This is a genomic window from Pseudonocardia sp. MH-G8 (assembly GCF_002262885.1).
Classification (GTDB): Bacteria; Actinomycetota; Actinomycetes; order Mycobacteriales; family Pseudonocardiaceae; genus Pseudonocardia.
In genome coordinates, this window is the sequence record NZ_NKYF01000052.1 from 1 (window position 1) to 25,731 (window position 25,731).

Sequence of the window (25,731 nt, forward strand, 5' to 3'; positions counted from 1 at the left end):
ACGACCGGCCGCCAGCCGAGTTCGAGCAGGCGTTCGACGCTGCCCAACGGGACGACCACGAAACGGTCGAAATCCCATAGAACGGGCCTCCATCAGACCCAGGACGACTCAACCGGCGCTGGCCCGGCAGCACCCGCGCGCGTTATCGCGGTGCCAGACTCGGGTGCGCGGTACGCGCGGCGGCTTTTTGAGTTTCTCCGTGACTTTGACCGGCATGGGTGCGAGGTCGTGGTGGCCTCGGTTCCTGCCCCGGACGGGCCCGGATTGGCGATCGCGGATCGGCTCCGCCGAGCGGCCGGGCCGCGCCGCCAGACCGGCCGCGACGTCAGCCGGTTCAGCGGTTGCTGAGCGCGGTGACGAGGTGTTCGAGGTGGGCGGCGCGGGATGCTTTGATCAGGACGAGATCGTCGGGACGAAGGATTCGACTTAGCACGTCGTGGGCGTCCTGGCTATCGGGGACGGCGATGATGTCGAGAGTGCTGTGCCCGGTGCCAGCCGCGTCGGCGATCAGGGGCGCGGTCTGGGTGCCGATGGTGATCAGGACGTCGAGGTCGGCGCGCGCGGCGAGCACGCCGAGGTGGTGGTGGGCGCCAGCGGCGTGGTCGCCGAGGTCGGCCATCTCGCCGAGGACGGCGATTCGGCGGCGGGCGGGCATGGTGCTCAGGGTGGTCAGCGCGGCGGCCATGGAGTCGGGGTTGGCGTTGTAGGCGTCGTGGAGGAGCGTGACACCGTCGCCGCGCACGATGGTTTGCATGCGGCCGCCGCTGGTGGGTTCGGCGGCTCTCAGGGCGTGGGCGATGGTGTGGTGGTCGAGGCCGAGTCCGTGGGCGAGGGCGGCGACGGCGAGGGCGTTGCCGACGTGGTGCCGGCCGGTCAGGCGGAGCGTGACGGGTGCGGTGCTTTCGGGGGTGTGCAGGGTGAAGCAGGCTCGGCCGTGGGGCGTGACGTGCACTTCCCGGGCGTGCACGCTGGTGGGGTGGGGGTGTTGGCTCCACCAGTGGGTGCGGGCGGGGGTGAGCGGGGCCATCGCGGCGACGAGCGGGTCGTCGGCGTTGAGGATGGCCAGCCCGCCGTGGTCGGCCGGGGGGAGTCCGGTGAGCAGTTCGCTCTTGGCCGCGGCGATGCCGGCTTGCCCGTCGGGGTATTGGCCGAGGTGGGCGGTGCCGACGTTGAGCACGACCCCCACGTGGGGCGTGACCAGACCGCACAGGTAGCTGAGGTGCCCACGGCCCCGGGTGCCCATTTCCAGGATGAGGTAGCGCGTGTCGGGGGTGGCGCGCAGGACGGTGAGGGGGAAGCCCAGTTCGTTGTTGAAGGAACCCCGGGTGGCGATGACCGGGCCGTGGTGTGCCAGGACCTGGGTGGCGAGATCCTTGGTCGTGGTCTTGCCGTTCGACCCGGTGATGCCGATCACGGTCGCCGGCAGTCGGCCCGCGACGTGGCGAGCCAGGTCGCCGAGCGCGCGGGTGACGTCGGCGACTTGGACGGCCGGGGCGGCTGCCGGGCGTGAGGCCAGCACCAGGGCGGCTCCCGCGGCGAGGGCCGCGGGAGCGTGGTAGTGCCCGTCGGTGCGCCGGCCGGGGAGAGCGGCGAAAACGCCGCCGGGGTGGATCCAGCGGGAGTCGATGCTGGCGGGTGCGGTCACCAGCAGCGACGGGTCGGTCCCCGGGACGAGGTGGCCGTCGGTGGCTGCCGCGATCTCGGCGGCGGTCAGGGGGATCATGGGGTGACGCTCCTTCGGGCGCACAGCGGGGTGGGTCCGCGGGGTGATGTACCGGGTTAAGGGTTGCAGCACTCGCAGAACGTGGGATCGGCACGGCGTTGGCAGTCATCGCGGGGGTGGCGACTGCGGTGCGGGCAGTGGGCGCACCCGTGGATTGTTGCCAGGGTGAGGCTGGTGGGCTCGCCACACGTGCCGCAGGGCAGACCAGGTTCGCGGTCCACCGGGCCGTATCCGGGGGTGCCGCAGGCCGAGCACAGGGTGGCCAGACGCGAGGCGAGCTGGTGGGCGAGCACGCTGATCTCACGCATACGGGTGGGGTTGACGTGCGCGCGCATGTCGGTCTCCAGTCGAGCCAGGCCATCGGTGGAGTGCGCGGCGCACTCGCTGATCGCCGCGTCGAGGTCGGCGCGGGTCTGGATGCCCTTGCGGATGGGGCCTGGGGCCCGCGCGTCGGCGGGGGTGTGAGGGCGGACGATGACCGCGTGGCCGCCGAAACCGACGCGCGCCAGGAAGGCGTCAGTGGCCTCGTCGATGCGGCGGGTCGTGGTATGGCTGAAGTTCGTCGGTGTGGTTCGGCGCTCCAGGACGCACACATCCCGAGCGATGTCGAGAAAGGCGAGAATCTCCTGGCCAGCACTCAGCATCGGCGCGACCGGGTGCGGGCCGAAGGAACCTTCGCTGGCCACGGCGAGCCCGAGGCCGGTCGACTCGATCGCGAGGCGCGCTTTGCGGACCGCCGTCTCAGCCGCCGACCCGGTGCGGGGGATCTCACCTGTGAAGGTGCCGAGCCGATCGGTATCGACGTCGTGGGCGAGCACGAGGCGCATGCCGGGGATACGCGCCAGAGCGGCAGCGAGGGCCCGCTGCTTGCCGTGTCGGGTGGCCAGTGCGACCTGTGCGCCCGCGTAGGGGTGCACGGCGAGCATCACGCGACGTCGCCGGACCGGATGTCGATGCCGGTGAGCAGGGCCACGAGCTGCCCGATGGCGGTGTCGCGGTCCATGGGGTGCCGCAGCGGCAAGTCCGGGTGCAGCCGATACCGGTTGCGCCGCCCGTCCCGGGTGCGTTCCAGGTAGCCCGCCTCGACCAGGTCGGCCACGATGCGCTGCGCGGCCCGCTCGGTGATGCCCACCTGCTCGGCGACATCCCGCAACCGAGCTTGTGGATCACGCACCACGCACAGCAGGACGTGGGCGTGATTCGTCAGAAACATCCACTCCTGCATGGCCGTAACTCTACCTCGACCGGGGTAACGCGAGTCACGCTTGCCAATACACGTCACCGATGTCGTATGATTCATGTCGCGTATTAGAACACGTGTTACCGGTGACGTGCTTGGGAGGTGGGTGTCATGGGCGACAAGGAGATGGCGCACCCGTGGGAGAACGTGCTGAGAGAGGTGGGCGCGGTGGTCGACGCCGAGACGACGCGCGTGCTGACCGCCGGCGAGCCTGCGGCCGGTGAAATGTCGCGGCGCTGGGCGCACCGGTGGGGCTCGCCGCCGCCGGACGTGGTGATCGACACCAGCTCGCCGGGCGCGCGGCGAGGGGCCGCGCAGAGCGTGGGCATCTATATCGCCCGCGAGCTGGAACGAGGGCGGTCGCTGTACTGCGTGGTCCGCGATGACTTCGTTCGGGTGCGGGTCGGCGGTTTCGACGGGCGTGCCTTGCCTCCGCATTGCCTGGAACACCTCGACCCGACCCCCGAGCCCGCGGCGGGCACCGGCGCTGAGCCGCCCGCCACCGACGTCACCGGAACCCCGGCGACGCGCGGCGCGGCGGAGCGCGCGGCGGCGGGAGGTACGACGGCGTGACGGGGGTGTTGCTGCTCGCCGTGGTGGCCCTTCCCGCTGTCGCGGCCGCGGCCGGATCGGTCCGTTGCCTGCGGGCCCTGGCGCCCGCGCTGGGCGCCGGCGCGGCAGTGCTAGCCGCCGCGCTGGCGGGGACGCTAGCCGTGACGGTGGCGGACGGCGGGCCGGTGGCGATGGTTCTGGCCAACCCGGACGGGCGAGCCTGGACCGGGCTGGTGCTCGACCACGTCGGGGCGATCGTGCTGCTGTTGGTGTGCGCGGTCAGCGCCGTGGTCCAGGCATTCGCCCGCCGCTACCTGCGTGGTGACCCAGCGGCGGCCAGGTTCGCTGTCGCGGCTGGGGCGCTGACCGCCGCGACCACGGTCATGGTGACCGCGGCGACTCTTGTCACCCTGGCGGTGGCGTGGTCGCTGACCGGGGTGATCTTGTGTCGGCTGGTGGGTGTGTATCGGCCGGCTCCGTCGGCCGTTGACGCCACCCGCCGTACCGCACGTGCCGTCCTCGTCGGGGACGCCGCGTTGTGGGTTGGGGTTGTCCTCGCGGTCGCTGCCTGGGGTGATCTCGACCTACGCCACCAAGGCGACGTGGCGGTCGGCGGCGCGGTGGGCACGGCGGTGGCCTGTTCGCTGGTGGTTGCCGCGGCCGCGCGGTGTGCCCAGTTGCCGTGGCACCGCTGGCTGCCCGCGTCCCTGGCGGCACCGACCCCAGTCTCGGCGCTGCTGCACGCCGGCGTGGTCAACGCCGGCGGGGTGCTGCTGGTGAAGCTGTGGCCGATCTTCGGTGCCGCGCCGGTGGCGACACACCTGGCGTTCGCCATCGGAGTCGCCAGCGTCGTGGCCGCCACCGCGATCATGCTGGCCCGTCCCGACATCAAGGGTGCGCTGGTGCACTCCACGATCGGGCAGATGGGGTTCATGCTGATGACCTGCGGGCTGGGCCTCTACGCCGCGGCGGTGGTGCACCTGGTGGCGCATGGGCTGTTCAAAGCCGCCTTGTTCCTCGGTTCGGGGTCCGCCGTGCAACGCTACGCCCGCCACACCGTGGCTCCTCCCGTGCCTCGGATGGCTCCCGCGCGCGCGGCACAGGTTGCTGTATTCGCCGGGGCCGTCGCCGTCGCGGCGGTGACGGTGGCGGCCTGGTGGCTGCCCCCGCATGCCGGGGGCGCGGCGTTGTTGATCTTCGCGGTGGCCACCGCTGCCCGGCTGGCGTGGGGCTGGCTGCGGCGCCTCCCAACCGCCGGCGCGCTGGTCACGGTGGTGATCGTGCTGCCGGGCGCGGCGATCGGCTACCTGGCCGTGGTGGGCGCGGTCACGAAGTTCCTGGCCCCGAGCCTGCCCGCCGCCGTCACGGCAGCGGTCCCGGCCTGGTTGCTGGCGACCGTGGTGGCGGTGCTGGCGGCCGGCGCGCTGCTGCTCCACCTGGCGCCCACGACCGGTCTCCGCCGCTGGCGCGACCGCCTCTACGTGCTGGCCCTGTCAGCCGGGCAGCAGCGCACGCACACCGGCACCTGGGCGCACCCGCCACGGCTGGTGCCGACACCACGCCCGCGGCCGGTCCCCCAACTGGAAGGACCTCGGGCGTGATCAGGCGACCCCGCGCTCTCAACGGCACCGCGGAAAGCGATCCGCCGCTGTGACCGGAGCCACCGCCCCGGACGTGCGGTCGCCAGGGCCGCACACGATCGCACTGTTCGCCACCGTTATCGCCGTGCTCACGCAGGAGGGTTCCTCCCCATGACCACCAGCCCCGCCACCGACCTCGCCCCCGATGCCGTCCCTGACGTCTCCACCCAGCTGGCGGCAGTGCGCACCGAGATCGCCGACGCGGCCGGTTTTCTGGCACCGACCTGGCCACTGGCCGACTTCATCGCGGTCAACCCGTTGTCCGGCCTGCTGGACCGGCCGTTCGCCGAAGCGGCCACCATCGCCGCGGATCTGCTCGGAGCACGAGTCACTCCGGACGAAACGTGGCTGCGGGATGCCTGGCGGCACGGACGGATCACCGACGACGGCCTGCGTGCCGTGCTGGCCCGCCGCCACCCCGCGGCGCTGCGCCAGGGCCCACTCACCCTCGGCAACCGCGCCTACGACCCGGTCGAACTCCTGGTGGCCGACCTGCACCAGGGCGTCACGGGCCCACCGCCGCGCCGCCAGGTCCACACCGCGGCGGAAGCACTGGCCCCGGACGTGGTCGCCCTGCTCAACACCCACACGATCCAGTGGTGCGCCGCCTTCTTGGACGAGGGCCAGTCCACCTGGCGGATGCCGGGCCGCGACCGCGGCTTCTACCCCGCCTGGCGAGCCCTGGCCACCCACGACGCGACCTTGCCGCGGCCGGTGCGGGCGCGGCTGTGGCACCTACCCGAACGCGCCGAGCACGCCGTCCTGGAGGCGCTGGCCGCGCTCGGTGTCCCGGACAACCAACGCACCCGCTATCTGCAGGCCCACCTGGCCTGCCTTCCCGGCTTCGCCGCCCACATCCGGTGGCAGGGTCAGCGGCCCGACAGCGGCATCGACCTGGTCGACTACCTTGCGCTGCGGCTGGCCACCGAAGCCGCCACGCTCGCCGGCACCCACTCCCACGGCACAGCATGGGCCTCGGCCTCGGCAGGCTGGATCGACACCCGGCAGGCCACCGTCGACCCGGGCGGCCGGGCCCACCACCTGCTGGGCGCGCTGGAAGTCACCGACACTGACGCCGCGCAGCGGAGCGCACTGGCGCGGTTGCTCGACCACCTTCCGCTGCAGCAGCGGGCACTGGTCTGGCTGGACGCCTACGAGGACCACTACCGGGGGCAGTTGCTGCGCACCCTCAGCCGACACCAGCCTGAGCAGCCCGACGCCCCACCGCGGGCGCAGGTGGTGTGCTGCATCGATCCCCGTTCCGAAGGGCTGCGCCGCCACCTGGAAGCGCTCGGCAACTACCAGACCCTGGGCTTCGCCGGCTTCTTCGCGGTCGCCATGCGCTACCGCGACCTCGCCGGTGGTGCCGCTCGCGCCCAATGCCCGGGCCCGATCACGCCCCGGCACACCGTCACCGAACGCCCTACCCCTGGCCGGCAGCGCGCGGCCGAGCGGTCACTCGCCGGTCGCCGGGTGCTCGCCGCCATTGAGCACTCCCTGCACACCGCCAAGGACGACCTGCTGGCGCCGTTCGTTCTCGCCGAATCCGCCGGCTGGCTGGCCGGCCCGCTGGCCGCGGCCAAGACCTTCGCTCCCCGCGCCGCCGGCGCCACACGCGCGTGGGGGGCCCGCCGCATCACCCCCGACCCGCCGACCGAGATCTCCATCACCGACGTCCTCACCCCCGAGGAGCGCGCCGCGACCGCCGAGACCATCCTCACGCTGATGGGCTTGACCCGGGGCTTCGCACGCCTGGTCGTGTTCTGCGGGCACCGCGCCCATACCGACAACAACCCCTACCAGGCCGCGCTGGACTGTGGTGCCTGCGGGGGCCATCCCGGGGGGCCCAACGCCCGCACCGCCGCCGCCCTGCTCAACGATCCGCAGGTCCGCCGTCACCTGGCCGCCCGCGGCATCACCATTCCCGACGACACCTGGTTCATCCCGGCCGAACACGACACCACCACCGACACCGTGCGCCTGCTGGACGCCCACCTCCTGCCCGACAGCCACCGCCGGGACGCCGACACGCTCACCGCCGATCTCCGCACGGCCGGCACCAGACTGGCCGCCGAACGCTGCGCCATCCTGCCTGGCGCACCCACCCGGCCCCGCCCCCGGCGCGCGGCCCGCCACACCCGCGCCCGTGCCCGCGACTGGGCCCAGGTCTTCCCCGAATGGGGTCTCGCCGACAACGCCGCCTTCGTCATCGCGCCGCGCGCCCTCACCCGCGGCATCAACCTGCACAGCCGCGCGTTCCTCCACGACTACGACCCCGACCTCGACCCGGCTGGCACCGTCCTGGAAACCATCCTCACCGCGCCGCTCGTCGTCGCGCACTGGATCAATAGCCAGTACTACTTCGCCACCATCGAGCCGCACGCCTTCGGCGCCGGCAGCAAGACCCTGCACAACGTCACCGGCGGGGGCCTGGGTGTCATGAACGGCCACACCAGCGACCTCCTGCCCGGCCTGCCCTGGCAGTCCCTCACCGACGGACACCACGCCCGACACGAACCGCAACGCCTGCTCGCCATCGTGCAGGCGCCCTTGCGCAGGCTGGACACCCTCATCGCACGCAACACGGTACTGCACCACATGTTCAGCCACGACTGGGTCGGCCTCACCGCGCGGGAACGCCCCGATGACCGGTGGCACCGCTACACCCCCACCGGGTGGCAGCCCTGGCACCCCAGCACCGACACCCAGGAGACGCTCCCGTGACCGCCCCACACCACCCATGCCCACACCACCCGAAGGCGGCGTCCCACCCGGCACGACGCGGGAGGACCTGGCTCCGCCGCGACGCCGCAGGCGCACGGCACGAGCCCGACGGAACAACCACGTAACAGAGCCGCTTGAAAGAGAGGTACCCCATGAGCGTGCTTCTACTGATCCGAAGCGTGGACCTCGCCGAGGTCTCCGTCGAGCAGGCGAGCGACTACCTGGTCCACCACCGTCGCTACGGCGACGATCCAGATCAGTGTGACACCCTGCTCGGGATATGGATCCGCCGCGAACTTGACGCGGACCTGCCCACGTTGTTCCCGTGCGGCGAGCGTCGGCAGACCTGCGGATGCGCCGTCGACGACCCCCCGGAAGAGCGCCTGCCAGAAGTGCCGGTGGGGATCCGGACATCCTCCTCGGTGTCCGGGCTGTGGTCGCTGTGCTGGCTCGGCGGTCCCGCCCTGCGCGAGGCCCACAACCCCCACCAGCGACGGCACCGGGTCCTCGACTTCCTGGTGCAGGGCGCGGCGCCCGCGGCGAGCCTGCCGGGAGCGTTCTTTCCGGTGTTCGCGCACACCGACTCCGACCACACCGTCAACGCCAACCAACTCCGCAGCCGCTATCCGCACCTGGTCGCGACCCACTGGTACATCGATGACCCAGAGCAGGGCATCAGTGGACCGTGCGGCACGACCAGCGCCGGATGCCGGCTCTTACGCGGCACCGCAACGACTCGCCCCTAGCCCACCCATCGTCCCGTCACGTCCTCGGTCTCAGGAGCAGCATGACCACGCATTCCACATCCGCACCGATCACCGTCGCCCACGGAGACGGAATCGGTCCGGAAATCATGGAAGCCACCCTTTCGGTGCTCCACGCCGCAGGCGCGGCCCTTGATATCGACACGATCACCATCGGAGAGTCGGTCTATCAGGCTGGCAATCCCGCCGGCGTCACTCCCGAGGCGCTCGAGTCGATCCGCCGCACGGGTGTGTTCCTCAAGGCGCCCATCACCACCCCTCAAGGCGGAGGGTTCAAGAGCCTCAACGTCACCGTGCGCAAGACGTTCGGTCTCTATGCCAACGTCCGGCCATGCGTCGCCTACGCACCGTTCGTCGCCACCAAGCATCCTGGCATGGACGTCGTCATCGTCCGGGAGAACGAAGAGGACCTCTACGCCGGCATCGAGCACCGCCAGACCGACGAGGTCGTGCAGTGCCTCAAGCTCATCTCCCGGCAGGGATGCGAGCGGGTAATTCGCTACGCCTTCGAGTACGCCACCGCCTATCGGCGAACCAAGGTGACAGCGTTCACCAAGGACAACATCATGAAGATGACCGACGGCCTGTTCCACCGGGTGTTCGACGAGGTCGCCGCCGACTACCCCGATATCCAGGCAGAGCATTGGATCGTCGACATCGGTGCGGCCAAGCTCGCCGACACCCCCGAGGCGTTCGACGTCGTCGTCCTGCCGAACCTCTACGGCGACATCCTCTCCGACATCGCCGCCCAGATCGCCGGATCTGTTGGCCTCGCCGGAAGCGCGAACATCGGCGAGCGAGTCGCCATGTTCGAAGCCATCCACGGATCCGCCCCCCGGCGAGCCGGCCAAGACGTTGCGAATCCTTCAGGGCTGCTGCTGGCCGCGGTGCAGATGCTGGTCCACATCAGACAAGCCGACGTCGCGAGCCGAGTCCACAACGCCTGGCTGCGGACCATCGAAGACGGCATCCACACCTACGACATCTACGAGCCCGATACCAGCACCTCCAAGGTCGGCACCACGGCGTTCGCGGCATCGGTCATCGACCGTCTCGGCCAAGAACCCACCCGGCTGCCGGCAACGCACTACGCCCAGCACAGGCCGATCACCGTCAAGCTCGCGGGCCGATCCGCTGCCGCCAAGACCCAGCTCGGCGTCGATGTGTTCGTCCACAGCCCAGACACCACCCCAGACGAACTCGCCGCCAAGCTTCGTCCGTTCGCCGCACCCCTGCACCTTGACATGATCTCCAACCGGGGACAGAAGGTCTGGCCAGGCGGCGCGCCCGAGACCCTGCTCACCGACCACTGGCGATGCCGCTTCCTCGACCCGCGCGGGACCACCACCGCCGCCGAGGTCGTCGCCCTCCAGGCCCGAATGGTCGAGCACGGCATCGAACCGATCAAGACCGAAGGCCTCTACGCCTTCGACGGCGAACCCGCATTCACCCGAGGCCAGGGCCAGTGAAGGGCCGAGCTGACCAAGCGAAGCTGGGAGAAGACATGGACCCGCGTCACCGTAGCCGAATCGTCACCGACGGCGTCACCCGAACACCGGCTCGGGCAATGCTGCGGGCAGTCGGCTTCGACGACGAGGACTTCACCCGGCCGCAGATCGGCGTGGCCGCGGCCGCCAACGACCTCACACCCTGCAACACCGGCCTCGACCGCCTGGCAGGCGCGGCGGCCGACGGGGTCAGAGAGGCCGGCGGGGTGGCGATGCGGTTCTCGACCATCGCCATCTCCGATGGGATCGCCATGGGGCACCGCGGCATGCGCGCGTCACTTCCCAGCCGGGACCTCATCGCAGATTCGGTCGAGTGCGTCATGGAGGCCGAACAGCTCGACGCGATGGTCACCATCGCCGGCTGCGACAAGAGCCTTCCCGGGATGCTCATGGCCGCCGCACGCCTCAACGTACCCACGGTGTTCGTGTACGGCGGTTCCTCCCTCCCCGGTAGCTGGCGGGGTCAGCCGGTGACGATCCAGGACGTTTTCGAGGCCGTCGGCGCGCAGGCAAGCGGCCTGCTCAGCACCGACGACCTGGACGATCTGGAACGCGCCGCGTGCCCGGGAGCCGGGTCGTGCGCCGGCATGTACACCGCCAACACGATCGCCGCCGAAGCCGAAGCCCTTGGTATCGCACTGCCCGGTTCGGCATCCGCACCCGCTGTCGACCCCACCCGCGCAGGCATCGCCCACGACAGCGGCACAGCCGTCATCGCCGCCCTGCGCGCCGGGATCCGCCCACGCGACATCCTCACCCGCGAAGCGTTCGAGAACGCCATCACCGTGGTCATGGCCCTGGGTGGGTCGACCAACGCCGCGCTGCACCTGCCCGCCATCGCCCACGAAGCCGGCGTCCGCCTCACCCTCGACGACTTCGACCGGATCAGCCGACGCACCCCCCACATCGCTGATCTCCGTCCCGGTGGGCGCCACGTCATGGTCGACCTGCACCAGGTCGGTGGCGTGCCCGCAGTGCTCGCCGTGCTGCTGGACGCCGGGCTGCTCCACAGAGACTGCCTGACCGTCACCGGAGCCACCCTGGCCGAGAACCTCGCCGAACTCGCAGCCCCGAAACCCGACGGTACGGTCCTCCGAACGCCAGACGACCCGCTCCGCCCCGACGGCGGCCTGGCCATCCTCCGCGGGGCACTCGCCCCCAGCGGCGCGGTGGTCAAGATGGCCGGCCTGAGCGTCGACCGCTTCCAGGGCACGGCCCGGGTCTTCGACAACGAAGACGCCGCCATGAGCTACGTCGCAGGCGGCCGCCTCACCGCAGGCGAGGTGATCGTGATCCGGTACGAAGGCCCACGCGGCGGGCCGGGAATGCCGGAGATGCTCGCCGTCACCGCCGCTGTCCGCGGCACCGGCCTGGGTGACCAGGTGGCGCTGGTCACTGACGGCCGCTTCTCCGGCGCCACCACCGGCCTCTGCGTCGGCCACGTCGCCCCCGAGGCCGCTGCCGGCGGGCCGCTGGCGCTGGTCGCCGACGGCGACCCGATCATGATCGACATCCCAGCACGCACCATCGATCTCGACGTCAACCCTGCCGAACTCGAACGACGCCGTCACCGCTGGCACCCACCCCCTGCCCCGACCGGCAACGGCTTCCTAGCCAAGTACAGCCGCCTCGTCGGCTGCGCCTCGCAGGGGGCGCTCGTCGGCGCCACCCCACGATGAGCAGCCCTCCCGACGGAAACAACATCATGTCACGCGAGCGATCCGGCTTTCTCCTGTCGCCGTGCCGCCGGCGCCTGCCGGCGGCACGGCCTGCGGGGCGCATCGGCGGTGCCGCCAACGCCGACCGCCCTATCGAAGGAATCACCGCCACGACCGGACCCGGCATCCGCCGGGCCATCGACGCCCACCAAGCGCCACGGCCCACGCCTGCCGGGCCGCAGACACCAACCCCCGCGAAGGAGCCGCACTGTGTTGAACGGCAAGCACATCCTGGTGACCGGGGTCGTCACCACCGACAGCATCGCCTTCGCCGTCGCCCGCCGCGCCCAACAGCTCGGCGCCGAGGTGCTGCTCACCGGGCTCCCCCGCGACCTCGATCGGGCCCGTGCGGCGGCAGCGCAGCTCACCGGCGACATCGACGTCATCCCCTTCGACGCCACCGCCTCCGACGACGCCGCCCGGCTCACCGCAACGATCGCTGAGCGGTGGGAGAGACTCGACGGCGCCCTGCACGCCATCGCCTTCGCACCCGCCGACGCCCTGGCAGGCCCCCTACTCAACGCCCGACCCGAAGGGATCGGACTGGCGTTCCAGACCAGCACCGTATCCCTCGCCGCGCTCGCCGCGGCGGTGAACCGGCTCGCCCCACCCTCCGGCGCCAGCCTGGTCGGGCTCGACTTCGACGCCGGCGCCGCGTGGCCGGTCTACAACTGGATGGGCGTCTGCAAAGCCGGACTGGAGTCGCTCAACCGGTACCTCGCACGCGACCTCGGGCCTGCCGGAATCCGGGTCAACCTCGTCGCGGCCGGGCCGATCCACACCCGGGCGGCCACCGGCATCCCCGGCTTCGAAGCCCTGCTCGACGCCTGGGCAACCCGTTCGCCCCTGCGGTGGGACCCAGCCGACTCGACCCCGGTGGCCGACGCCGTCTGCTTCCTGTTCTCCGACCTCGCCCGCGCTATCACCGGCGAGATCCTCCACGTCGACGGCGGCTACCACGCCATGGCCGCGCCCCTGCGCCAACAGGGATCATGATGGGCCACGCGGACGTCCAACACCTCCACACTGACCAGGGCAGGTGCGTGGCGATAGACCGCACCCAGGCCGAAGCCGGCCCACCCAGAGATCACGATCGCGGTGACACGCCACGGTGGACCACCACCGGCCACTACACCAGGGGGACCGGAGACTCACCACATCAGACCGAGCAACATCTCGTCGACACCGCCACGGCCGTCGGCTGCGCAGGCAAGGAACGAGATTCGCCCGACGTGGTCCACCGACAGGCGCCGGTGACCGCCGTGCCGATGTCGCTCGGCTACAGCGTCGGCGCCGGGGCCTCGCCACCCCCGCCTGGATGCGCACGGACCGCGACCGGAGCCACCGCAGCGACAGCGGGTTCGATGCCACGTCCGCCACCTTCACCCAGACCGTGCCTCCCGGATGCAGGACGACCGACTCAACAGCGGCGACGTCACGGTCCCCTTCGACCTCCCACCGGTTCAACCAGCCGAGATCTTGCCCAGTCTGCGACCAGCCAGCGAGCGCTCCATGACCCGACCTAGCCGACTCATCCTGGTCACCGGCACCGGCACCGAGGTCGGCAAGACCTGGGTGACCGCCGCCTTGTCGCGACGATTGCGAGCATTTGGCATCGAGGTCGCGGCCCGCAAACCGGCGCAGTCGTTCACACCCGGTGAGACCGCGACCGACGCCGCCGTGCTCGGCGAGGCAACCGACACGCCCGCCGACACGGTGTGCCCGCCACACCGGTGGTACCCGGTACCCCTCGCGCCACCGATGGCCGCCGACACCCTACAACTGGCTCCGATCCTGCTCGACGACCTCGTCGCCGAACTCGACTGGCCCGCAGGCGTCGCCATCGGCTTCGTCGAGGGCGCAGGCGGGCTGTGCTCACCAATCGCCCATGACGGCGACACCCTCTCACTGGCGCAGCGGGTGAGACCGGACCTCGTGCTACTGGTCACCGAGCCTGTCCTAGGAGTTGTGTCCCAGGTGCGCCTCGCCGCGCGAGCCCTCACCGGATACGAGGTGCTAGTCGTCCTGAACCGATACGACCCCAGCGACGAGGTGCACCGGCGTAGCCGCGACTGGCTGACAGCCATCGACGCGCTCGCCGTACTCACCAACCACGACCTCGCCGACACCGTTGATTCCGACGCGGCCTGGCGCGCCATCAGCGGCGAGCCACCCTCGGCAAGCAATCCCTGACCACGCCCCTCGGTCACTGACCCGCTTACCCACGTCCTGGACCCGAGCGGTCGGTCAGACGGGGTCAGTTTTCACCCGGCGGCGACAGTCACCATGAGTGATCGCGATGGGTGACCACTCGGCGCCAGCCGACATTGCTCAGTGCCAGCAGACACCCTTGAGCCGCGACGAGGCCGCCAGCAGTGGCCGGCGAACCGTCGACACCTGGCTGCCGATCCACGACTGGACCGAAGCCCAGGTCTGGCAGCGAATTCGCCAGTCCGGCGTCCCGTACCACGCGGCCTACGACCAAGGTATGAGCCGCCTGCCGTGCTCGCTGTGTGTTCTTGTGAGGTTCCCCCGGTAGCGCGGAGTGTCGGCTACCTGGCGGCGGCCGGGTCGGGTTCGGCAGCGTCAGCTGCCGGGTGATCGTCGGTCTGGACATGCCAGGCCGCTTCGTACTCGTCGGGTGAGAGCCAGCCGAGCCGGGCTTGGATGCGTTCGGTGTTGTACCACCCGTCGATGTAGGCGAACAGCGCGTTCTCCGCCTCGTCGCGGGTCCGCCACGATGTCCGGTAGACCAGTTCGGTCTTGAGCGTGGAGAAGAAGTTCTCCATCAGCGCATTATCGTAGGAATCCCCGATCGAACCCATCGACGCGAGAATGCCGTGGTCGTCGAGTCGCTGCCCGAAGCGCAGCGACGTGTAGTTCGAGCCGCGGTCGGAGTGATGGACGACCTGGCCGTCGCGGATGCCGCGTGACCAGACCGCGTACTCCAGGGCGCCGAGGATGAGGTCGGTGTCGCAGCGGTCCGAGCAGCGCCAGCCGACGATCCGGTTGGAGAAGGCGTCGCGGACCGCGGCCAGCCAGAACACGCCCTGCCCGCACGGGATGGGGGTGGCGTCGGCGACCCAGAGCTGGTTCGGCGCGGGTGCGGTGAAGTCCCGGTTGACCAGGTCCGGTGCTGGTGTCGCGGCCTGGTTCTGCCTGGTCGAGGACGTGCGCCACTTCTTGCGCAGGAATGCGCCCTGCAGGCGTGCTCGCGCATCAGTCGCTCGACCCGTTTGCGCGAGATGCGCCCCCCGCGCCGCTGCAGGGTGGCGTGGATCCGCGGCGAACCGTAGGTGCCCCCGGAGCGATCGTGGATCTCGACGATCTCCGCGAGAACCTGCTCGTCGGTCCGTCGGCGGTCGGACGGGTGGCGTTGTTGGGCGAGCCAGCCGTAGAACGTCGAGGGGGCGACGTCGAGGACCCGCAGGATCGGGTCGACCCCGAACCGGTCGCGCAGATGGGCGACGGCGTTCAATATCGCCTCCTTGTCGGGTCGATCTCCTGGGCGAAAAAAGCACTCGCCGCCTTCAGGATCTCGTTGGCCCGGCGCAGCTCGGCGTTTTCCTTGCGGAGCCGGCGCAACTCCTCGACTTCCGCGGTGGTGGGCAGGTCGGTGCGCTGGCCGCGGTCGGCCTGGGCCTGGCGGATCCAGGTCCGCAACGCTTCGTGATGCACGCCCAACTGCTCGGCCAGCCGCCGGATCACCGGACGCGGCTCGGACTCGAAGTACAACCGGACCGCGCGCTCACGCAGCTCGTCGGGGTACTTCTTCGGTGCTGCCACAGAGACTCCCTTCACGGCCTACGGCCATGATCGTCGGTCTCCGAGCTAGCGGGGGAACCTCAACATGCGCGACCTCGTGTCGCACCCCACCGCTGTTGGTAGAGGGTGATGATCTCTGCGGCCGGGTAGTCGGGGTCGGTCACGGTGGTGACCAGCCGGTAGATCTCGCTGCGCGGCCCGCGCTGATGGTGATCGTGATCCGGGCGGTGATCACCCGGACCTCGACCCGGTCCGATCCGGGAGACATACGAGCCGTCGCGCAGGCGGCGGCATACCGGTAGGGCCCGGTTGAGCTTGACCCGCACGAGCACGTCCGCGCCGGTCGCGACGACCGCGACGACCGCGACGATCCAGGCGCGGACAGCGAAGGTCCGATCGGCCAGCACGATCATCCCGGCCCGGAGCGCGGCGAGCAGGTCGTGGGCGTAGCGGGTCTCCCCGACCCGATCGGTGCCGAACGTGGCGTCGATGATCGTGCGAGTGCCGCAGGCAACCAGCGTGAGCAGCCGCACCATCGGGTACCCGGTGCCGCCGTGGTTGCCGGCACCGCGTCGATACACCGTCAGGTTCGCGGGGGTGTCCGGGCAGCACAGGATGGTCCCGTCGATCGCGCAGACCAACCGGCCGCGCCACCACACCCCGGTCCGGGACAGGCCCGACGCCGGACCGCGTGGCAGGTCGAACAGGGCCCGCAGCGGAGCTGGGCCGATCCGGCGGCAGGCCTGGGCCAGTGCGCTCGGGCTCGGTCGGGCCGGCGCGAGCCCGGCCAGTGCAGCGGTCATCCGCGCCCACACCTGTCGATAGCCCAGCTCGGCGAACAACCCGCCCGCGAGGAGCAGATAGACCACGACCCGGGAGGGCAGCAGCCGCACCCGCTGTTGGGTCGTGTTCGTCTCTCGGCCAACACCGCGTCGACCATCTCGAAAGGCTCGATCCGGGTCAGCTCACCGACATGGCCCGGCGCGAACCGGCCCGCGGCCACTCTCACGACGCGACTGATGACAGAATCCGTGCTCAGCGAAGCTCCAGGTAGGGCAGAGGATGTCTTGGAGGACGACCTCTCCTACCGGAGCTCCGCTCCCATGATCGGCACCGACACGCGAGACCCGACGATCCTTGACCGCCAAGCCCAGCCGCTAACTGAACGGCTTTGACCCTAGCCGTGGCCACCCCGATCGCGCGGTGCGTGATGGTCACCCGCGCCCAACCGGGCGGGATCGACATTGACCGCGAGGTGCCGCGGCGCATCCACCGCGACCGGGCCAGGAACCTGTCGGTGGGCGGTTCGGTCACCGACCCGGGACTGGTACAGATTGGCGACGAGCTCACCACGACCTGACCCCGGGCCGGATCATCGATCCCCATGCGGGCGGGGCGCCACGGTCTCGGCGGGGGTTGCCTGCTCGCGCATCTGCATGCCCATGATGTTGATCTGACATCAAGTGGCCCGTCAGGTGTCGGCCCGCACCGCGGGCAGCCGGTGTCCTGTCCTGTCTGGCGGTGTCGGGCTGGTGCTCGGACGTAACAGAGTGAGGTAGCGCAGCCGTCCGGTGTGGTGTTCGACCCGGAATCGGTGTCTCCGGGCGAGGGCGTGGGTGTCGCGCAGCGTGAGCCAGTGGGCGCGGTAATGCTCGGCGATCACGAGCCGGCCACCGGGTCGCAGCACGCGGTGCAGTTCGTCTAGGACGCAGCCGGGGTCGGGCAGGGTGGACAGCGCCCCGACGAGGTAGGCGGCGTCCATCGAGTGGTCGTCGAGAGGTAGGCGGCGGGCGTCGGCGACCCGGGCGATCACCCGGGGCTGGAGCCCAGCGGTGCGCAGGCGGGCGTCGTCGAGCATGTGCTCGGGGGTGTCGAGCAGGTGCACCTGACCGCTGGGGCCGACGAGCCCGGCGATGTGGCGGGCGTGGTGGCCCAGGCCGGGGCGGATCTCGAGGATCCGCTCCCCGGTGCGCGGTCGCAGCACCCGGGCCAGCTGCGCGGGAGTGGGCGCGGGTCGCATCGCGGCGAGAACCTGTCGGGCGATCATCGATCCTCGCCTGGTCGTGGCGGCGGTGGTGTGGTCGTGTGGTCGGCGGGTGCCGGTTCGCTGCGGCGCCCGGCTCGGCGGGGTCGCCAGGTCGGTTGCAGGGCGGCGATCTCGGCGGGGGTGGCGATCCGGAACGGCGGGTTCTCCGGTTCGGTGATCGCCTGGCGGGCTTGTCCGCGGGTGGCGCGCAGGCTGGCACCGATGGACACGGCGAGGATGGTGACGATGACGGCGAGGGAGATCGTGGTGGGGATGTAGAACAGGTCGACCTTGAGCGCCATCTTGATCCCGACCCAGATCAGGACCAAGGCGAGGCCGAGCTTGAGGTAGATGAAGCGGTGCATGAGGTCAGCGAGCAGGAAGTACATTGCGCGCAGCCCGAGGATGGCGAAGGCGTTGGCGGTGAACACCAGGAACGGTTCGTCGGTGACGGCGAAGATCGCCGGGATGGAGTCGACGGCGAACACGATGTCGGTGACCTCGACGAGGACCAGCACCGCGAGCAGCGGAGTGGCGAGCAGGATCCCACCGCGGCGGATCAGCAGCCGTTGACCGTGGTAGGCATCAGTCATCGGGACCATGCGCCGGAACAGGGCCAGGGCGCGGGATTTCGCCGGGTCGAGGTGTTCGTCGCGGGTGCGGATCATCCGGTAGCCGGTGTAGATCAGGAACGCGGCGAACAGGTACAGGATCGCGGAGAAGCTGGCGATGATGACCGAGCCGGCGGCGATGAAAATCCCACGGAACACCAGCGCGCCGAGGACGCCGAGGAACAGCACCCGGTGCTGGTACTCCCGTGGCACGGCGAAATAGCTGAAGATGATCGCCCAGACGAACACGTTGTCCACGGCGAGGGACTTCTCGATGAGGTAGCCGGCGAAGTACTGCTGGCCCAGTTCGGCGCCGTAGAGCGACCAGATCAGGACACCGAACCCGACCCCGCACGCCACCCACACCACCGACCAGGCGGCGGCCTCACGGACGCCGATGACATGGGCGCGCCGGTGGGCGAACAGGTCGATCGCGAGCATTACCAGGATCACGGCGAGAACCGCGAGCCAGGCCCAGAGGGGAACGAGCAACACACACCACCTTCAGGACAGGGGTTCCGGATCGACGGGCAGGGGCGTCCGTCGCGCCGCGGGTACCAGGAGTGCAGGAACCGGGGCGGGGTGACCGTGGCGGGTCAGGGTGCAGAGTGAGGGCGACGCGGCCGTCGGCGGGCAGGGTCCGGTCGGCCAGCAGCGCGACCCACCCGCCGCGGGCCAGGACCGCCTCGATGAGCTCGTCGACGGCGTCGTCGAGCACGTCCGGAGCACTCAGCTGCGCCACCTCGCTAGTCGGGAAGTGGGTGTCCCCGTCGGCGGAGAGCCGAGCCGGCTGGAAGTAGCCCTGCTCGACCGCGAGCATCTCGGGGCGTTCCCACCGCGAGGCCAGCCAGGCCCGTTCGATGCCGTGCACCGCGCGGCCCTGGTCGGCCCGTTCGGCGAGCAGGGTGAGCGCTTCGGCCTGGCGGGAGAGCAAGTAGTCCTCGATCATCGGCCGGACCCGGGTCTGCAGCTGCTCGCGCGGGGTGGACAGGTGGTTCCCGGTCAGTGTGCCGGTCAGCCGGGCGGTGTGGCGCGAGAGCCGGCGGAACGTGGCCAGGGTGGGCTGCGCGGCCGCGAGGACCAGCGGGGCGGGATGCAGTCGCAGGTAGGCGCCCAGCGACTGGTCCACCTCACGGAGGACCGCTCCCGGGCCGGCTCACCACGTCGGTGCCCCGGGTCGGTGCGCGGGAATCCATGGGTCACCGGGCTCATCCGTCCCCCGGGCGCGTCGAGTAGGCGGGCCTCGTCAGCGGCCAACAGCAGCACTACATGGCGCGGGGTGCGGTGCAGGGCGCGCACCAGGTCCCGGGTGGCGAAGGTCGGGTCGATCACGCACCGGTCGCTCACCTCGACCGGCAGGTCGAACCGGGCTACATGTCCGGTGGAGACGAACAGGCCCAGCCCACGATCGAGCGGGCCGACGATCCCGGCGACCACGGCATCGAGCACACGCACCAGGTCCCGCGTGGCCGCGTCGTCGACGCCGAGCAGCCGCCGACGCGCCTTGCGCGCCAACGCATCCATGGCGGCCCGACCCTGGCTGTCCAGACCTTCCCCCGGTGTGGTGGTCAGCAGCAACGACACGGTCGGGAAGGCGCGATGACCCTGCAACCCCAGCACAGCCGCCGCGGTCAGCGGGGTCGGGGCCAGCGAGGTCGGGGATACGGAACCGTCAGTGTGGGCCGGCGTGGCGTTCGCGGTCACCGGGGGCCCCCGTCGTCGCACCGGTCGACGGGGTGCAGCTCTGCACCCAGGTTACCGGCGAGCGCGTGCAGCCGGCGGGTCAAGGCACGGCGTCGCCCCGCGCGGGTCCACCGCACCGGTTCCCGCACCACGACGGTCTCGGACACCTCGACCCCGACCATCGTGCTCATCAGGCGGGCCGCCCGCGACAAGCTGGCGACCTGGTCCCCGACCCGGCGCGCGACCAGCGCCTGCACCACCGGGTTGATCGTCAACGGAGCCGCCGGGCGGACCACCACAACCACCAGCGACCGCTCCTCGGCCACGGAACGACCGGCCGCGTCGACCAGCGAACCGGTCACGTCCCGCGGACCGGCCACCACCACCAGCAACGGCGCAACCACACCACTGCCGTTCCGACGGGGCAAGCGACAAACCACAGACGGGTCGCCGAGCCTCGGCGGCGGGCCGGATGCTGCGGAGAGAGGTGTCATGACGGGCTCCTCGGCTGAGCCGCCCGCAACCAGCACGGACGGGGATAGCGAGGTCTCCCTCCACCCGCACCGGACCATCTTGCCGGTGTCGCGAATGGGTTCGCCGGGCACCTGCGGAGGTGCCGTGATGACGACGGATACCGGATCGAGGTACTCCCCTCACGAACCACTATACACGAAATGTAGTTCGTGTACCACAGTGCAGTCTTACTAGCGGTGGGTGCCGCCAGGCGCGCTGTCACGACTGCGCTCACGGTGCTGACATTCCGTGCGTGACCGGCCCGTGGGCGACCACCCTGTCGACACGGCCCTCGGCCAGGGCGTAGCCGAGACCGACGACCGCGCAGCGGCCGGCGTCGACCCGCCCGCGTAGGCCGGGGGCGTCGTCGAGCAGCCGGTGAGCGGTGCTGGCGATGTGCAGGCGGGTGATCGCGTCGGGGTCGGTGATGCCCTCGGCCTGCGCGCGTAGGATCTCCGGGCTCAGCCGCTCCACCACCACGCGCAGGTGCCCGGTCGGGGCGCGACCGCTGTCGTGGGCGGCGATCGCCGCCGCAACGGCGCCGCAGCGGTCGTGGTCCAGCACCACGACCAGCGGCACGTCCAGGCCCAGGACGGCGAACTCGATGCTGGCCAGAACCTCGGCGCCGAGCATGTGCCCGGCGGTGCGCACCACGAACAGGTCACCCAGACCGCGGTCGAACACGATCTCCGCGGCCACCCGCGAGTCCGAGCAGCCCAGGATCGCCGCGAACGGGCGCTGCCCGTCGGCGCTGCGAGCGCGATGCCCGGCGCCCTGGTTCAGATGCGCCGGCCGGCCCCGGGCGAACCGGCTGTTCCCGGCGAGCAACTCCGTCAACGCCTGCGCCGGGGTGACCGGGCGGATCGGGTCAGCGACAGTCATCGGTATTCCCAGCATCAGGCGGGCAGGGCACGCGCAGCGCTGCATCGTGCCGAGACACCAGGATCAGCCGTCATGCTTCGGGTGTGCGCCGTCCCGCTCCGGCGTCCCGGCACCGGTGGGCGCGGCATCCGTGGGCGCGGCGGCATCGGTGGGCGCCGGCCGGTACAGGCTCAGCGCGATGCTGACCATGAGCACGACCACGATCACACTGAGGCTGACCGGTGAAGGGATCTCCGGCACGGCCGGGCTGATCGTCTTGTGCGCCGCCTGCAGGACGAGCTTGACCCCGATGAACGCCAGGATGAGCGCCAAGCCCTTGCTGAGCAGGTGGAACCGGTGCAGCATCCCGGCGAGCAGGAAGTAGAGGGCACGCAGCCCGAGAATGGCGAAGGCGTTGCTGGTGTAGACGATGAACGGGTCGTCCGACACCGCCAGCACGGCGGGGACGCTGTCCACGGCGAACAGCAGGTCGGCCGCTTCGATCGCCACCAGCACGGCGAGCAGCGGGGTCGCCACGCGCTTGCCGGCCTCCTTCACGAAGAACTTCGTGCCGGCGTACTCCTCGCGAACCGGCACGATCCGGCGCAGCAGCCGCAGCGCGATGCTGGTGCTCGGGTCGAAGCTCTCGCCGGTGTCGCGTAGCAGCTTGTAGGCGCTGTAGAGCAGGATCGCGGCGAACACGAACAGCACCGCGGTGAACTGGCTGACCACCGCCACGCCGAGGGTCAGGAAGATCCCCCGGAACACCAGCGCTCCCATCACCCCGTAGAACAGCACCCGGTGCTGGAGCTCTCGGGGCACCTTGAAGTAGGCGAAGATCAGCGCGAACACGAACAGGTTGTCCACCGACAGGCTCTTCTCCAGCAGCCACGCGGTGGTGTACTCCACCCCGGCCGTAGTGCCGAGCACGGCGAACACGACCCCGCCGAACACCACCGCCAGGCCCACCCACACCGCGCTCCACCAGGCCGCCTCCCGGAAACCGATCACATGCGCGCCACGGTGGGCCAGCAGGTCGATAGCCAGCGCGATCACCACAGTGGCGGCGAAGGCCCACCACAGCCACAACGGAACGTCGAACACGAACACTCCTCGGGACCTGACCAGCCTCAACCGCAGCCGGTGTAGCGAAACAGGCTTCGTACATGGATGATGCTGCGCACCGACGTAGACTCAGAGGGGCGGGCCGTGAACCGGGCAACAGGCCAGGCCGGGACGACGAACGGATCCACGGGAGCGCAGCCGACAGAAGCGATGCCGGCAGCCTCGCGACCGGCGAACCCGGATCCGGTGGGGCCGGCATGGACCTTCCTGACCAACCACGCCCACGTACTGCTGGCCATCGCCGCAGACCCGGAGACCCGGATGCGTGACGTCGCCACCGCGGTCGGCGTGACCGAACGAGCCGTTCAGATGATCGTCGCCGACCTCGAGGCCGGCGGCTACCTCGCCCGCACCCGGATCGGCCGCCGCAACCAGTACACCGTCAACCAGGCAGGCCGGTTCCGGCACCCCGCCGAGAGCGAGCACCGTATCGGTGCACTGCTCGCCCTGTTCGCACCGGACACCGCGGCGGCAACTGTCGACCGACACTGACCCCCCTCCTTCACTTCTACTCGCCCGCCCCAGACGCGCTGACGCGTCCCGCGCAACCCCAGGCTGGCCCCTCGGTGTCGATCCGAACCACCTTGAGCCGACCAGCCCACGACCATCACCACACCGTCTGCTCACACCCCGTCACCGCCTTAGCGCACTCATAATCGCGAAACATGATTCGTACGTCAAGGGCGCGGTCACATGACTATCCATGGTGGACCTGGTGATAACCCGCTATATCGCCAGGTCGGCGATCCGCTGCCGAACCCGATCCGCGTCGTCGTGCGCCCCGCCGCGGCGCAGCGCTCGACCGCCTGGAGCCGCGCCCGTTCGGCATCGTCGAGCCTGACGTGGACCGCGCCGACGCTTCCCAGGGCCTGACTCAGGGATCGTGACGTAGGTCACTGAAAGTTGTTCGGGGGTGGCGGCTCGGCCAGCACCAGAAGGGAGCATCGACTGCTGTACGGAGTAGGCAGTCAATTTCGTAGTCCACCGGCGAGAGCATTCCGATGCTGGAATGTCGCCGCTTGGGGTTGTACCAACACTCTATCCACTCGAATATCGCGTGGGCAAGCCCCGCACGAGTCGTCCAGGTTCTGGAATCGAGTAGTTCGAGTTGCATCGTGCCCCAGAACGACTCCATCATGGAGTTGTCGTAACAATCACCGATCGAGCCCATCGAGCCGACGAGGCCTGCGTCGATCAATCGCTGCCCGAACGCCCACGACGTGAATTGCGAGCCGTGGTCGGAGTGCAGGATCGCCGAATGATACTCGGGGGTGCGGCGGCTGATTGCCATGCCCAGCGCGTCGACGACGAGCGCGGTGCGCATGGTGCTGTCGATCGACCATCCAACAATGCGCCGCGAGTAGGCGTCGAGAACGGCCGCGCAGTACACCTTCCCCTCCAGGGTCGGGTGTTCGGTGATGTCGGTGCACCACAACTCGTCCGGCCCGTCCACGACGAAGTCCCGGTCCACCAGGTCGGCGTAGGGCTCGGCGTGCAGGTCACGGACGGTGCAGCCACGGCGCCGGCGCCGGTAGAGGCCCTGGATGCCGGCCTCGCGCATCAACCGCGCGACCCGCTTGTGGTTGACCGTCATGCCCAGGCCGAGGGACAGCTCGGTGTGCACCCGCGGCCACCCATACGTGCCGCGGGAGTCTTCGTGGATCGTCTCGATGTGTTTGAGCAGCATCTCGTTCTCCAGTGTGCGGGCGGACTTCACTCCGGATCGCCATTCGTAGTAGCCCTGGCGTCACACGTTCAACACCCGGCAGGTCACCGCGACGTCGAAGCCGTCGTCGGCGAGTTCACGGACCAGCGGGAACACTACTTTAGGAGGACGTTCTCCCGGGCGAAGTAGGCGGCAGCTCGTTTGAGGATCTCGTTCTCGACCTCGAGGCGGCGATTGGTCTTGCGCAGCTCGGCGAGCTCACGCTTCTCATCGCTGCTCAACCGGGAGCTGGTGTTGCCGTCATCGGCGTCGGCCTGGGCCATCCAGTTCCGCAGGCACGACTCGGAGATCGACAGCTCTTTCGCGATCGCCGAGATCGGTTTCTCGCCCAGACGACCCAGCTCGACGGCGCGACGCCGGAACTCCGGCGGGTGAGGTGCAGGCACGAACGACATCCTCCCTGGCGGACCGGGTCCACCTCAGGTGACGTGATGTTGACCCCGCTTCACGGACACAGTGATGTTGACCCCGCTCAGCGGACACGGACGTGAGGAGACATAGTGTCCGACGATCTTGTGAAGGAGATCGTCCGTCGTGCCGAAGCCCTACCCGCCGGAGTTCCGGCGCCGCGCCCTTGATCTGCTCGACTCGGGACGTTCAGTGCGGGACGTGGCGACGTCGCTGGGCATCGCGGAGTCCTGCCTGCATCGCTGGAAGTCCCGGGATCTGCTCGACCGAGGGCTCAAGACCCCGACCCCTGAGCAGGTCGAGTCGGCAGCGCTCACCGCGGCCAAGGCGCGGATTGCAGAGTTGGAGACTGAGGTCAAGATCCTGCGCAGGGCAGCTGCCGCAGTCGAGCAGGTGGTGCCCCCAAAAGCTCGGTTCGCCCTCGTCGCGGGACTGGCCGCTGAGGGCGTCCCGGTCAAGCAGGCCTGCCTGTCCCTCGGGGTGTCCCGGGCGGGCTTCTACGAGGCTCGCGGCCGCCCTCCCTCGTCTCGGACGATCCGGCAGGCCTGGCTGACCGACCGGATCACCGCTGTCCACGAGGCGTCCCGCCAGACCTACGGGGCGCCGAGGATTCGCGCCGAACTCGTCCTCGGCCAAGGCGTGATCGTGTCCCGCAAGACCGTCGCAGCGCTGATGCGCCGCGCCGGTCTGGCCGGACTTCCGTTGCGGCGCAAAGCGAAACGGGTCCCTTCGGCGAGGACCGTGACTGACCTGGTCAAACGCGACTTCCGGCGTGACGGTCCGAACCAGCTCTGGGTCACCGACATCACCGAGCACCCCACTCGCGAGGGAAAGCTCTACTGCTGCGTGGTCCTCGACGTCTTCTCCCGCCGGGTCGTCGGCTGGGCCATCGACTCCCGTCAACGAGCGGACCTGGCCACTTCAGCCCTCGGAATGGCCATCGACTCGCGCGGCATCGCCGGGCAGGTCCCGGGCGGGATCATCCACGGTGATCATGGAACCCAGGGCGGACTCAATCGGTCGTCGCAACACCTCTCCTGATCTCGGAGGTGTTCGATGGCACGGCGTCAGCAACAGGCGGATCGGGCTCTGCGACCGGCGATGCGCTCGCCGGGCCGGCCGATGCCGGCGCGGCATGTGGAGC

General features: G+C 70.3%; 27 protein-coding genes and 2 pseudogenes. 13 read left to right on the top strand and 16 right to left on the bottom strand.

From position 1 onward, the window contains the following. Positions 1-39 precede the first annotated feature (39 nt). A complete protein-coding gene (locus tag CFP66_RS46120; RefSeq protein ID WP_085916851.1) occupies positions 40-348 on the top strand; it encodes a Sua5 family C-terminal domain-containing protein in 309 nt (102 codons plus the stop codon). Here the strand turns inward: CFP66_RS46120 and murF are convergent. From murF to CFP66_RS46135, 3 genes are read right to left on the bottom strand one after another with little or no spacing between them, the layout of a single operon-like run. Beyond that, entirely contained in the window at positions 335-1,723 is a 1,389-nt protein-coding gene (murF, locus tag CFP66_RS46125) for a UDP-N-acetylmuramoyl-tripeptide--D-alanyl-D-alanine ligase (protein ID WP_094931930.1), read from the bottom strand. The two genes, CFP66_RS46120 and murF, sit on opposite strands and share 14 nt — an antisense overlap. A 56-nt stretch (positions 1,724-1,779) precedes the next feature. Continuing rightward, positions 1,780-2,649, bottom strand: coding sequence for a DUF6671 family protein (locus CFP66_RS46130; RefSeq protein ID WP_085916850.1), 870 nt, complete (start codon positions 2,647-2,649; stop codon positions 1,780-1,782). Next, entirely contained in the window at positions 2,649-2,948 is a 300-nt protein-coding gene (locus CFP66_RS46135; RefSeq protein ID WP_085916848.1) for a winged helix-turn-helix domain-containing protein, read from the bottom strand. The genes CFP66_RS46130 and CFP66_RS46135 overlap by 1 nt, the downstream gene beginning before the upstream one ends. A gap of 126 nt (positions 2,949-3,074) precedes the next feature. Here CFP66_RS46135 and CFP66_RS46140 point away from each other — a divergent pair, with 126 nt between their 5' ends. The 9 genes from CFP66_RS46140 (at position 3,075) to CFP66_RS46180 (ending at position 14,408) form a co-directional block, all read left to right on the top strand. Further along, positions 3,075-3,536, top strand: coding sequence for a hypothetical protein (locus tag CFP66_RS46140; protein ID WP_085916847.1), 462 nt, complete (start codon positions 3,075-3,077; stop codon positions 3,534-3,536). Then, the gene (locus CFP66_RS46145) at positions 3,533-5,116 is read left to right on the top strand and encodes a proton-conducting transporter membrane subunit (protein WP_085916846.1); all 1,584 of its coding nucleotides are present in this window, start codon (positions 3,533-3,535) and stop codon (positions 5,114-5,116) included. Before CFP66_RS46140 ends, CFP66_RS46145 begins: the two co-directional genes overlap by 4 nt. Positions 5,117-5,266: 150 nt before the next feature. After that, positions 5,267-7,879 carry a DUF2309 domain-containing protein gene (locus CFP66_RS46150; protein ID WP_094931932.1) on the top strand — a complete coding sequence of 871 codons (2,613 nt, stop codon included), beginning with the start codon at positions 5,267-5,269 and terminating at the stop codon, positions 7,877-7,879. Between the two features lie 179 nt (positions 7,880-8,058). Beyond that, positions 8,059-8,625 (top strand): hypothetical protein, encoded by a 567-nt coding sequence (locus tag CFP66_RS46155; RefSeq protein WP_125911372.1) that lies wholly within the window; start codon positions 8,059-8,061, stop codon positions 8,623-8,625. Between the two features lie 41 nt (positions 8,626-8,666). After that, positions 8,667-10,112 carry an NADP-dependent isocitrate dehydrogenase gene (locus tag CFP66_RS46160; RefSeq protein WP_085916877.1) on the top strand — a complete coding sequence of 482 codons (1,446 nt, stop codon included), beginning with the start codon at positions 8,667-8,669 and terminating at the stop codon, positions 10,110-10,112. Positions 10,113-10,147: 35 nt separating this feature from the next. Further along, positions 10,148-11,830, top strand: a complete 1,683-nt coding sequence (ilvD, locus tag CFP66_RS46165) for a dihydroxy-acid dehydratase (RefSeq protein WP_085916878.1) — start codon at positions 10,148-10,150, stop codon at positions 11,828-11,830. 249 nt (positions 11,831-12,079) lie between these two features. Further along, a complete protein-coding gene (fabI, locus tag CFP66_RS46170; RefSeq protein WP_085916879.1) occupies positions 12,080-12,865 on the top strand; it encodes an enoyl-ACP reductase FabI in 786 nt (261 codons plus the stop codon). 408 nt (positions 12,866-13,273) lie between these two features. Further along, entirely contained in the window at positions 13,274-14,062 is a 789-nt protein-coding gene (bioD, locus tag CFP66_RS46175) for an ATP-dependent dethiobiotin synthetase BioD (protein WP_158228474.1), read from the top strand. Positions 14,063-14,168: 106 nt separating this feature from the next. Continuing rightward, complete coding sequence (locus CFP66_RS46180; RefSeq protein WP_094931934.1) at positions 14,169-14,408, top strand: phosphoadenosine phosphosulfate reductase family protein; 240 nt, start codon at positions 14,169-14,171, stop codon at positions 14,406-14,408. A gap of 13 nt (positions 14,409-14,421) precedes the next feature. On the opposite strand, the gene CFP66_RS46185 is transcribed toward CFP66_RS46180, so the two are convergent. The 4 genes and pseudogenes from CFP66_RS46185 to CFP66_RS46200 form a co-directional block, all read right to left on the bottom strand. Next, a complete protein-coding gene (locus CFP66_RS46185; RefSeq protein WP_369805295.1) occupies positions 14,422-15,075 on the bottom strand; it encodes an IS3 family transposase in 654 nt (217 codons plus the stop codon). A 2-nt stretch (positions 15,076-15,077) separates the two neighbouring features. Continuing rightward, a pseudogene (locus CFP66_RS50595) lies at positions 15,078-15,347 on the bottom strand (IS3 family transposase); the annotation flags it as partial. Next, positions 15,344-15,655 carry a transposase gene (locus CFP66_RS46195; protein ID WP_158228475.1) on the bottom strand — a complete coding sequence of 104 codons (312 nt, stop codon included), beginning with the start codon at positions 15,653-15,655 and terminating at the stop codon, positions 15,344-15,346. The pseudogene CFP66_RS50595 and the gene CFP66_RS46195, both read right to left, overlap by 4 nt. A gap of 59 nt (positions 15,656-15,714) precedes the next feature. Continuing rightward, positions 15,715-16,527, bottom strand: a complete 813-nt coding sequence (locus tag CFP66_RS46200; protein WP_233160294.1) for an IS4 family transposase — start codon at positions 16,525-16,527, stop codon at positions 15,715-15,717. 314 nt (positions 16,528-16,841) lie between these two features. On the opposite strand from CFP66_RS46200, the gene CFP66_RS48360 reads away from it, so the two are divergent. Further along, on the top strand, positions 16,842-16,994 hold the full coding sequence (locus CFP66_RS48360) for a hypothetical protein (RefSeq protein ID WP_233160295.1): 153 nt from the start codon (positions 16,842-16,844) through the stop codon (positions 16,992-16,994). A gap of 111 nt (positions 16,995-17,105) precedes the next feature. On the opposite strand, the gene CFP66_RS46205 is transcribed toward CFP66_RS48360, so the two are convergent. The 7 genes from CFP66_RS46205 to CFP66_RS46230 all read right to left on the bottom strand — a co-directional run bounded on the left by CFP66_RS46205 (position 17,106) and on the right by CFP66_RS46230 (position 22,432). Next, a complete protein-coding gene (locus CFP66_RS46205) occupies positions 17,106-17,681 on the bottom strand; it encodes a methyltransferase domain-containing protein (RefSeq protein WP_085916814.1) in 576 nt (191 codons plus the stop codon). Then, positions 17,678-18,763 (bottom strand): TerC family protein, encoded by a 1,086-nt coding sequence (locus tag CFP66_RS46210; protein ID WP_085916821.1) that lies wholly within the window; start codon positions 18,761-18,763, stop codon positions 17,678-17,680. Before CFP66_RS46210 ends, CFP66_RS46205 begins: the two co-directional genes overlap by 4 nt. Next, positions 18,657-19,400: a hypothetical protein gene (locus CFP66_RS47720; RefSeq protein WP_125911368.1), complete on the bottom strand. Its 744-nt coding sequence runs from the start codon at positions 19,398-19,400 to the stop codon at positions 18,657-18,659. Before CFP66_RS47720 ends, CFP66_RS46210 begins: the two co-directional genes overlap by 107 nt. Further along, positions 19,286-19,975 carry a hypothetical protein gene (locus tag CFP66_RS48365; protein WP_085916815.1) on the bottom strand — a complete coding sequence of 230 codons (690 nt, stop codon included), beginning with the start codon at positions 19,973-19,975 and terminating at the stop codon, positions 19,286-19,288. The genes CFP66_RS47720 and CFP66_RS48365 overlap by 115 nt, the downstream gene beginning before the upstream one ends. Then, the gene (locus tag CFP66_RS46220; protein ID WP_125911367.1) at positions 19,972-20,382 is read right to left on the bottom strand and encodes a hypothetical protein; all 411 of its coding nucleotides are present in this window, start codon (positions 20,380-20,382) and stop codon (positions 19,972-19,974) included. The genes CFP66_RS48365 and CFP66_RS46220 overlap by 4 nt, the downstream gene beginning before the upstream one ends. A gap of 316 nt (positions 20,383-20,698) precedes the next feature. Then, positions 20,699-21,349, bottom strand: a complete 651-nt coding sequence (locus CFP66_RS46225; RefSeq protein WP_198962146.1) for a carbonic anhydrase — start codon at positions 21,347-21,349, stop codon at positions 20,699-20,701. A 63-nt stretch (positions 21,350-21,412) separates the two neighbouring features. Then, positions 21,413-22,432 carry a TerC family protein gene (locus CFP66_RS46230; protein WP_094931948.1) on the bottom strand — a complete coding sequence of 340 codons (1,020 nt, stop codon included), beginning with the start codon at positions 22,430-22,432 and terminating at the stop codon, positions 21,413-21,415. Between the two features lie 171 nt (positions 22,433-22,603). Between CFP66_RS46230 and CFP66_RS46235 the strand changes: the two genes are divergently transcribed. After that, positions 22,604-22,945, top strand: a complete 342-nt coding sequence (locus tag CFP66_RS46235; RefSeq protein WP_094931942.1) for a helix-turn-helix domain-containing protein — start codon at positions 22,604-22,606, stop codon at positions 22,943-22,945. A gap of 382 nt (positions 22,946-23,327) precedes the next feature. Here CFP66_RS46235 and CFP66_RS46240 read toward each other — a convergent pair. Further along, positions 23,328-24,188: pseudogene (locus CFP66_RS46240) on the bottom strand (IS3 family transposase); the annotation flags it as partial. Between the two features lie 86 nt (positions 24,189-24,274). Then, the gene (locus tag CFP66_RS46245) at positions 24,275-24,565 is read right to left on the bottom strand and encodes a transposase (protein ID WP_158092387.1); all 291 of its coding nucleotides are present in this window, start codon (positions 24,563-24,565) and stop codon (positions 24,275-24,277) included. Between the two features lie 148 nt (positions 24,566-24,713). On the opposite strand from CFP66_RS46245, the gene CFP66_RS46250 reads away from it, so the two are divergent. After that, entirely contained in the window at positions 24,714-25,628 is a 915-nt protein-coding gene (locus CFP66_RS46250) for an IS3 family transposase (RefSeq protein WP_085916820.1), read from the top strand. Positions 25,629-25,731: the final 103 nt, after the last annotated feature.

What these genes read in the sequence shown, in the direction of transcription:
- CFP66_RS46225 (WP_198962146.1), bottom strand. Translation starts at nt 21,349, where the DNA reads ATGACTGTCGCTGACCCGATCCGCCCGGTCACCCCGGCGCAGGCGTTG.
- CFP66_RS46135 (WP_085916848.1), bottom strand. Translation starts at nt 2,948, where the DNA reads ATGCAGGAGTGGATGTTTCTGACGAATCACGCCCACGTCCTGCTGTGC.
- CFP66_RS46235 (WP_094931942.1), top strand. Translation starts at nt 22,604, where the DNA reads ATGCCGGCAGCCTCGCGACCGGCGAACCCGGATCCGGTGGGGCCGGCA.
- bioD (WP_158228474.1), top strand. Translation starts at nt 13,274, where the DNA reads ATGCAGGACGACCGACTCAACAGCGGCGACGTCACGGTCCCCTTCGAC.
- CFP66_RS46160 (WP_085916877.1), top strand. Translation starts at nt 8,667, where the DNA reads ATGACCACGCATTCCACATCCGCACCGATCACCGTCGCCCACGGAGAC.
- CFP66_RS46140 (WP_085916847.1), top strand. Translation starts at nt 3,075, where the DNA reads ATGGGCGACAAGGAGATGGCGCACCCGTGGGAGAACGTGCTGAGAGAG.
- ilvD (WP_085916878.1), top strand. Translation starts at nt 10,148, where the DNA reads ATGGACCCGCGTCACCGTAGCCGAATCGTCACCGACGGCGTCACCCGA.
- CFP66_RS46205 (WP_085916814.1), bottom strand. Translation starts at nt 17,681, where the DNA reads ATGATCGCCCGACAGGTTCTCGCCGCGATGCGACCCGCGCCCACTCCC.
- CFP66_RS46150 (WP_094931932.1), top strand. Translation starts at nt 5,267, where the DNA reads ATGACCACCAGCCCCGCCACCGACCTCGCCCCCGATGCCGTCCCTGAC.
- CFP66_RS46180 (WP_094931934.1), top strand. Translation starts at nt 14,169, where the DNA reads ATGGGTGACCACTCGGCGCCAGCCGACATTGCTCAGTGCCAGCAGACA.
- murF (WP_094931930.1), bottom strand. Translation starts at nt 1,723, where the DNA reads ATGATCCCCCTGACCGCCGCCGAGATCGCGGCAGCCACCGACGGCCAC.
- CFP66_RS46130 (WP_085916850.1), bottom strand. Translation starts at nt 2,649, where the DNA reads ATGCTCGCCGTGCACCCCTACGCGGGCGCACAGGTCGCACTGGCCACC.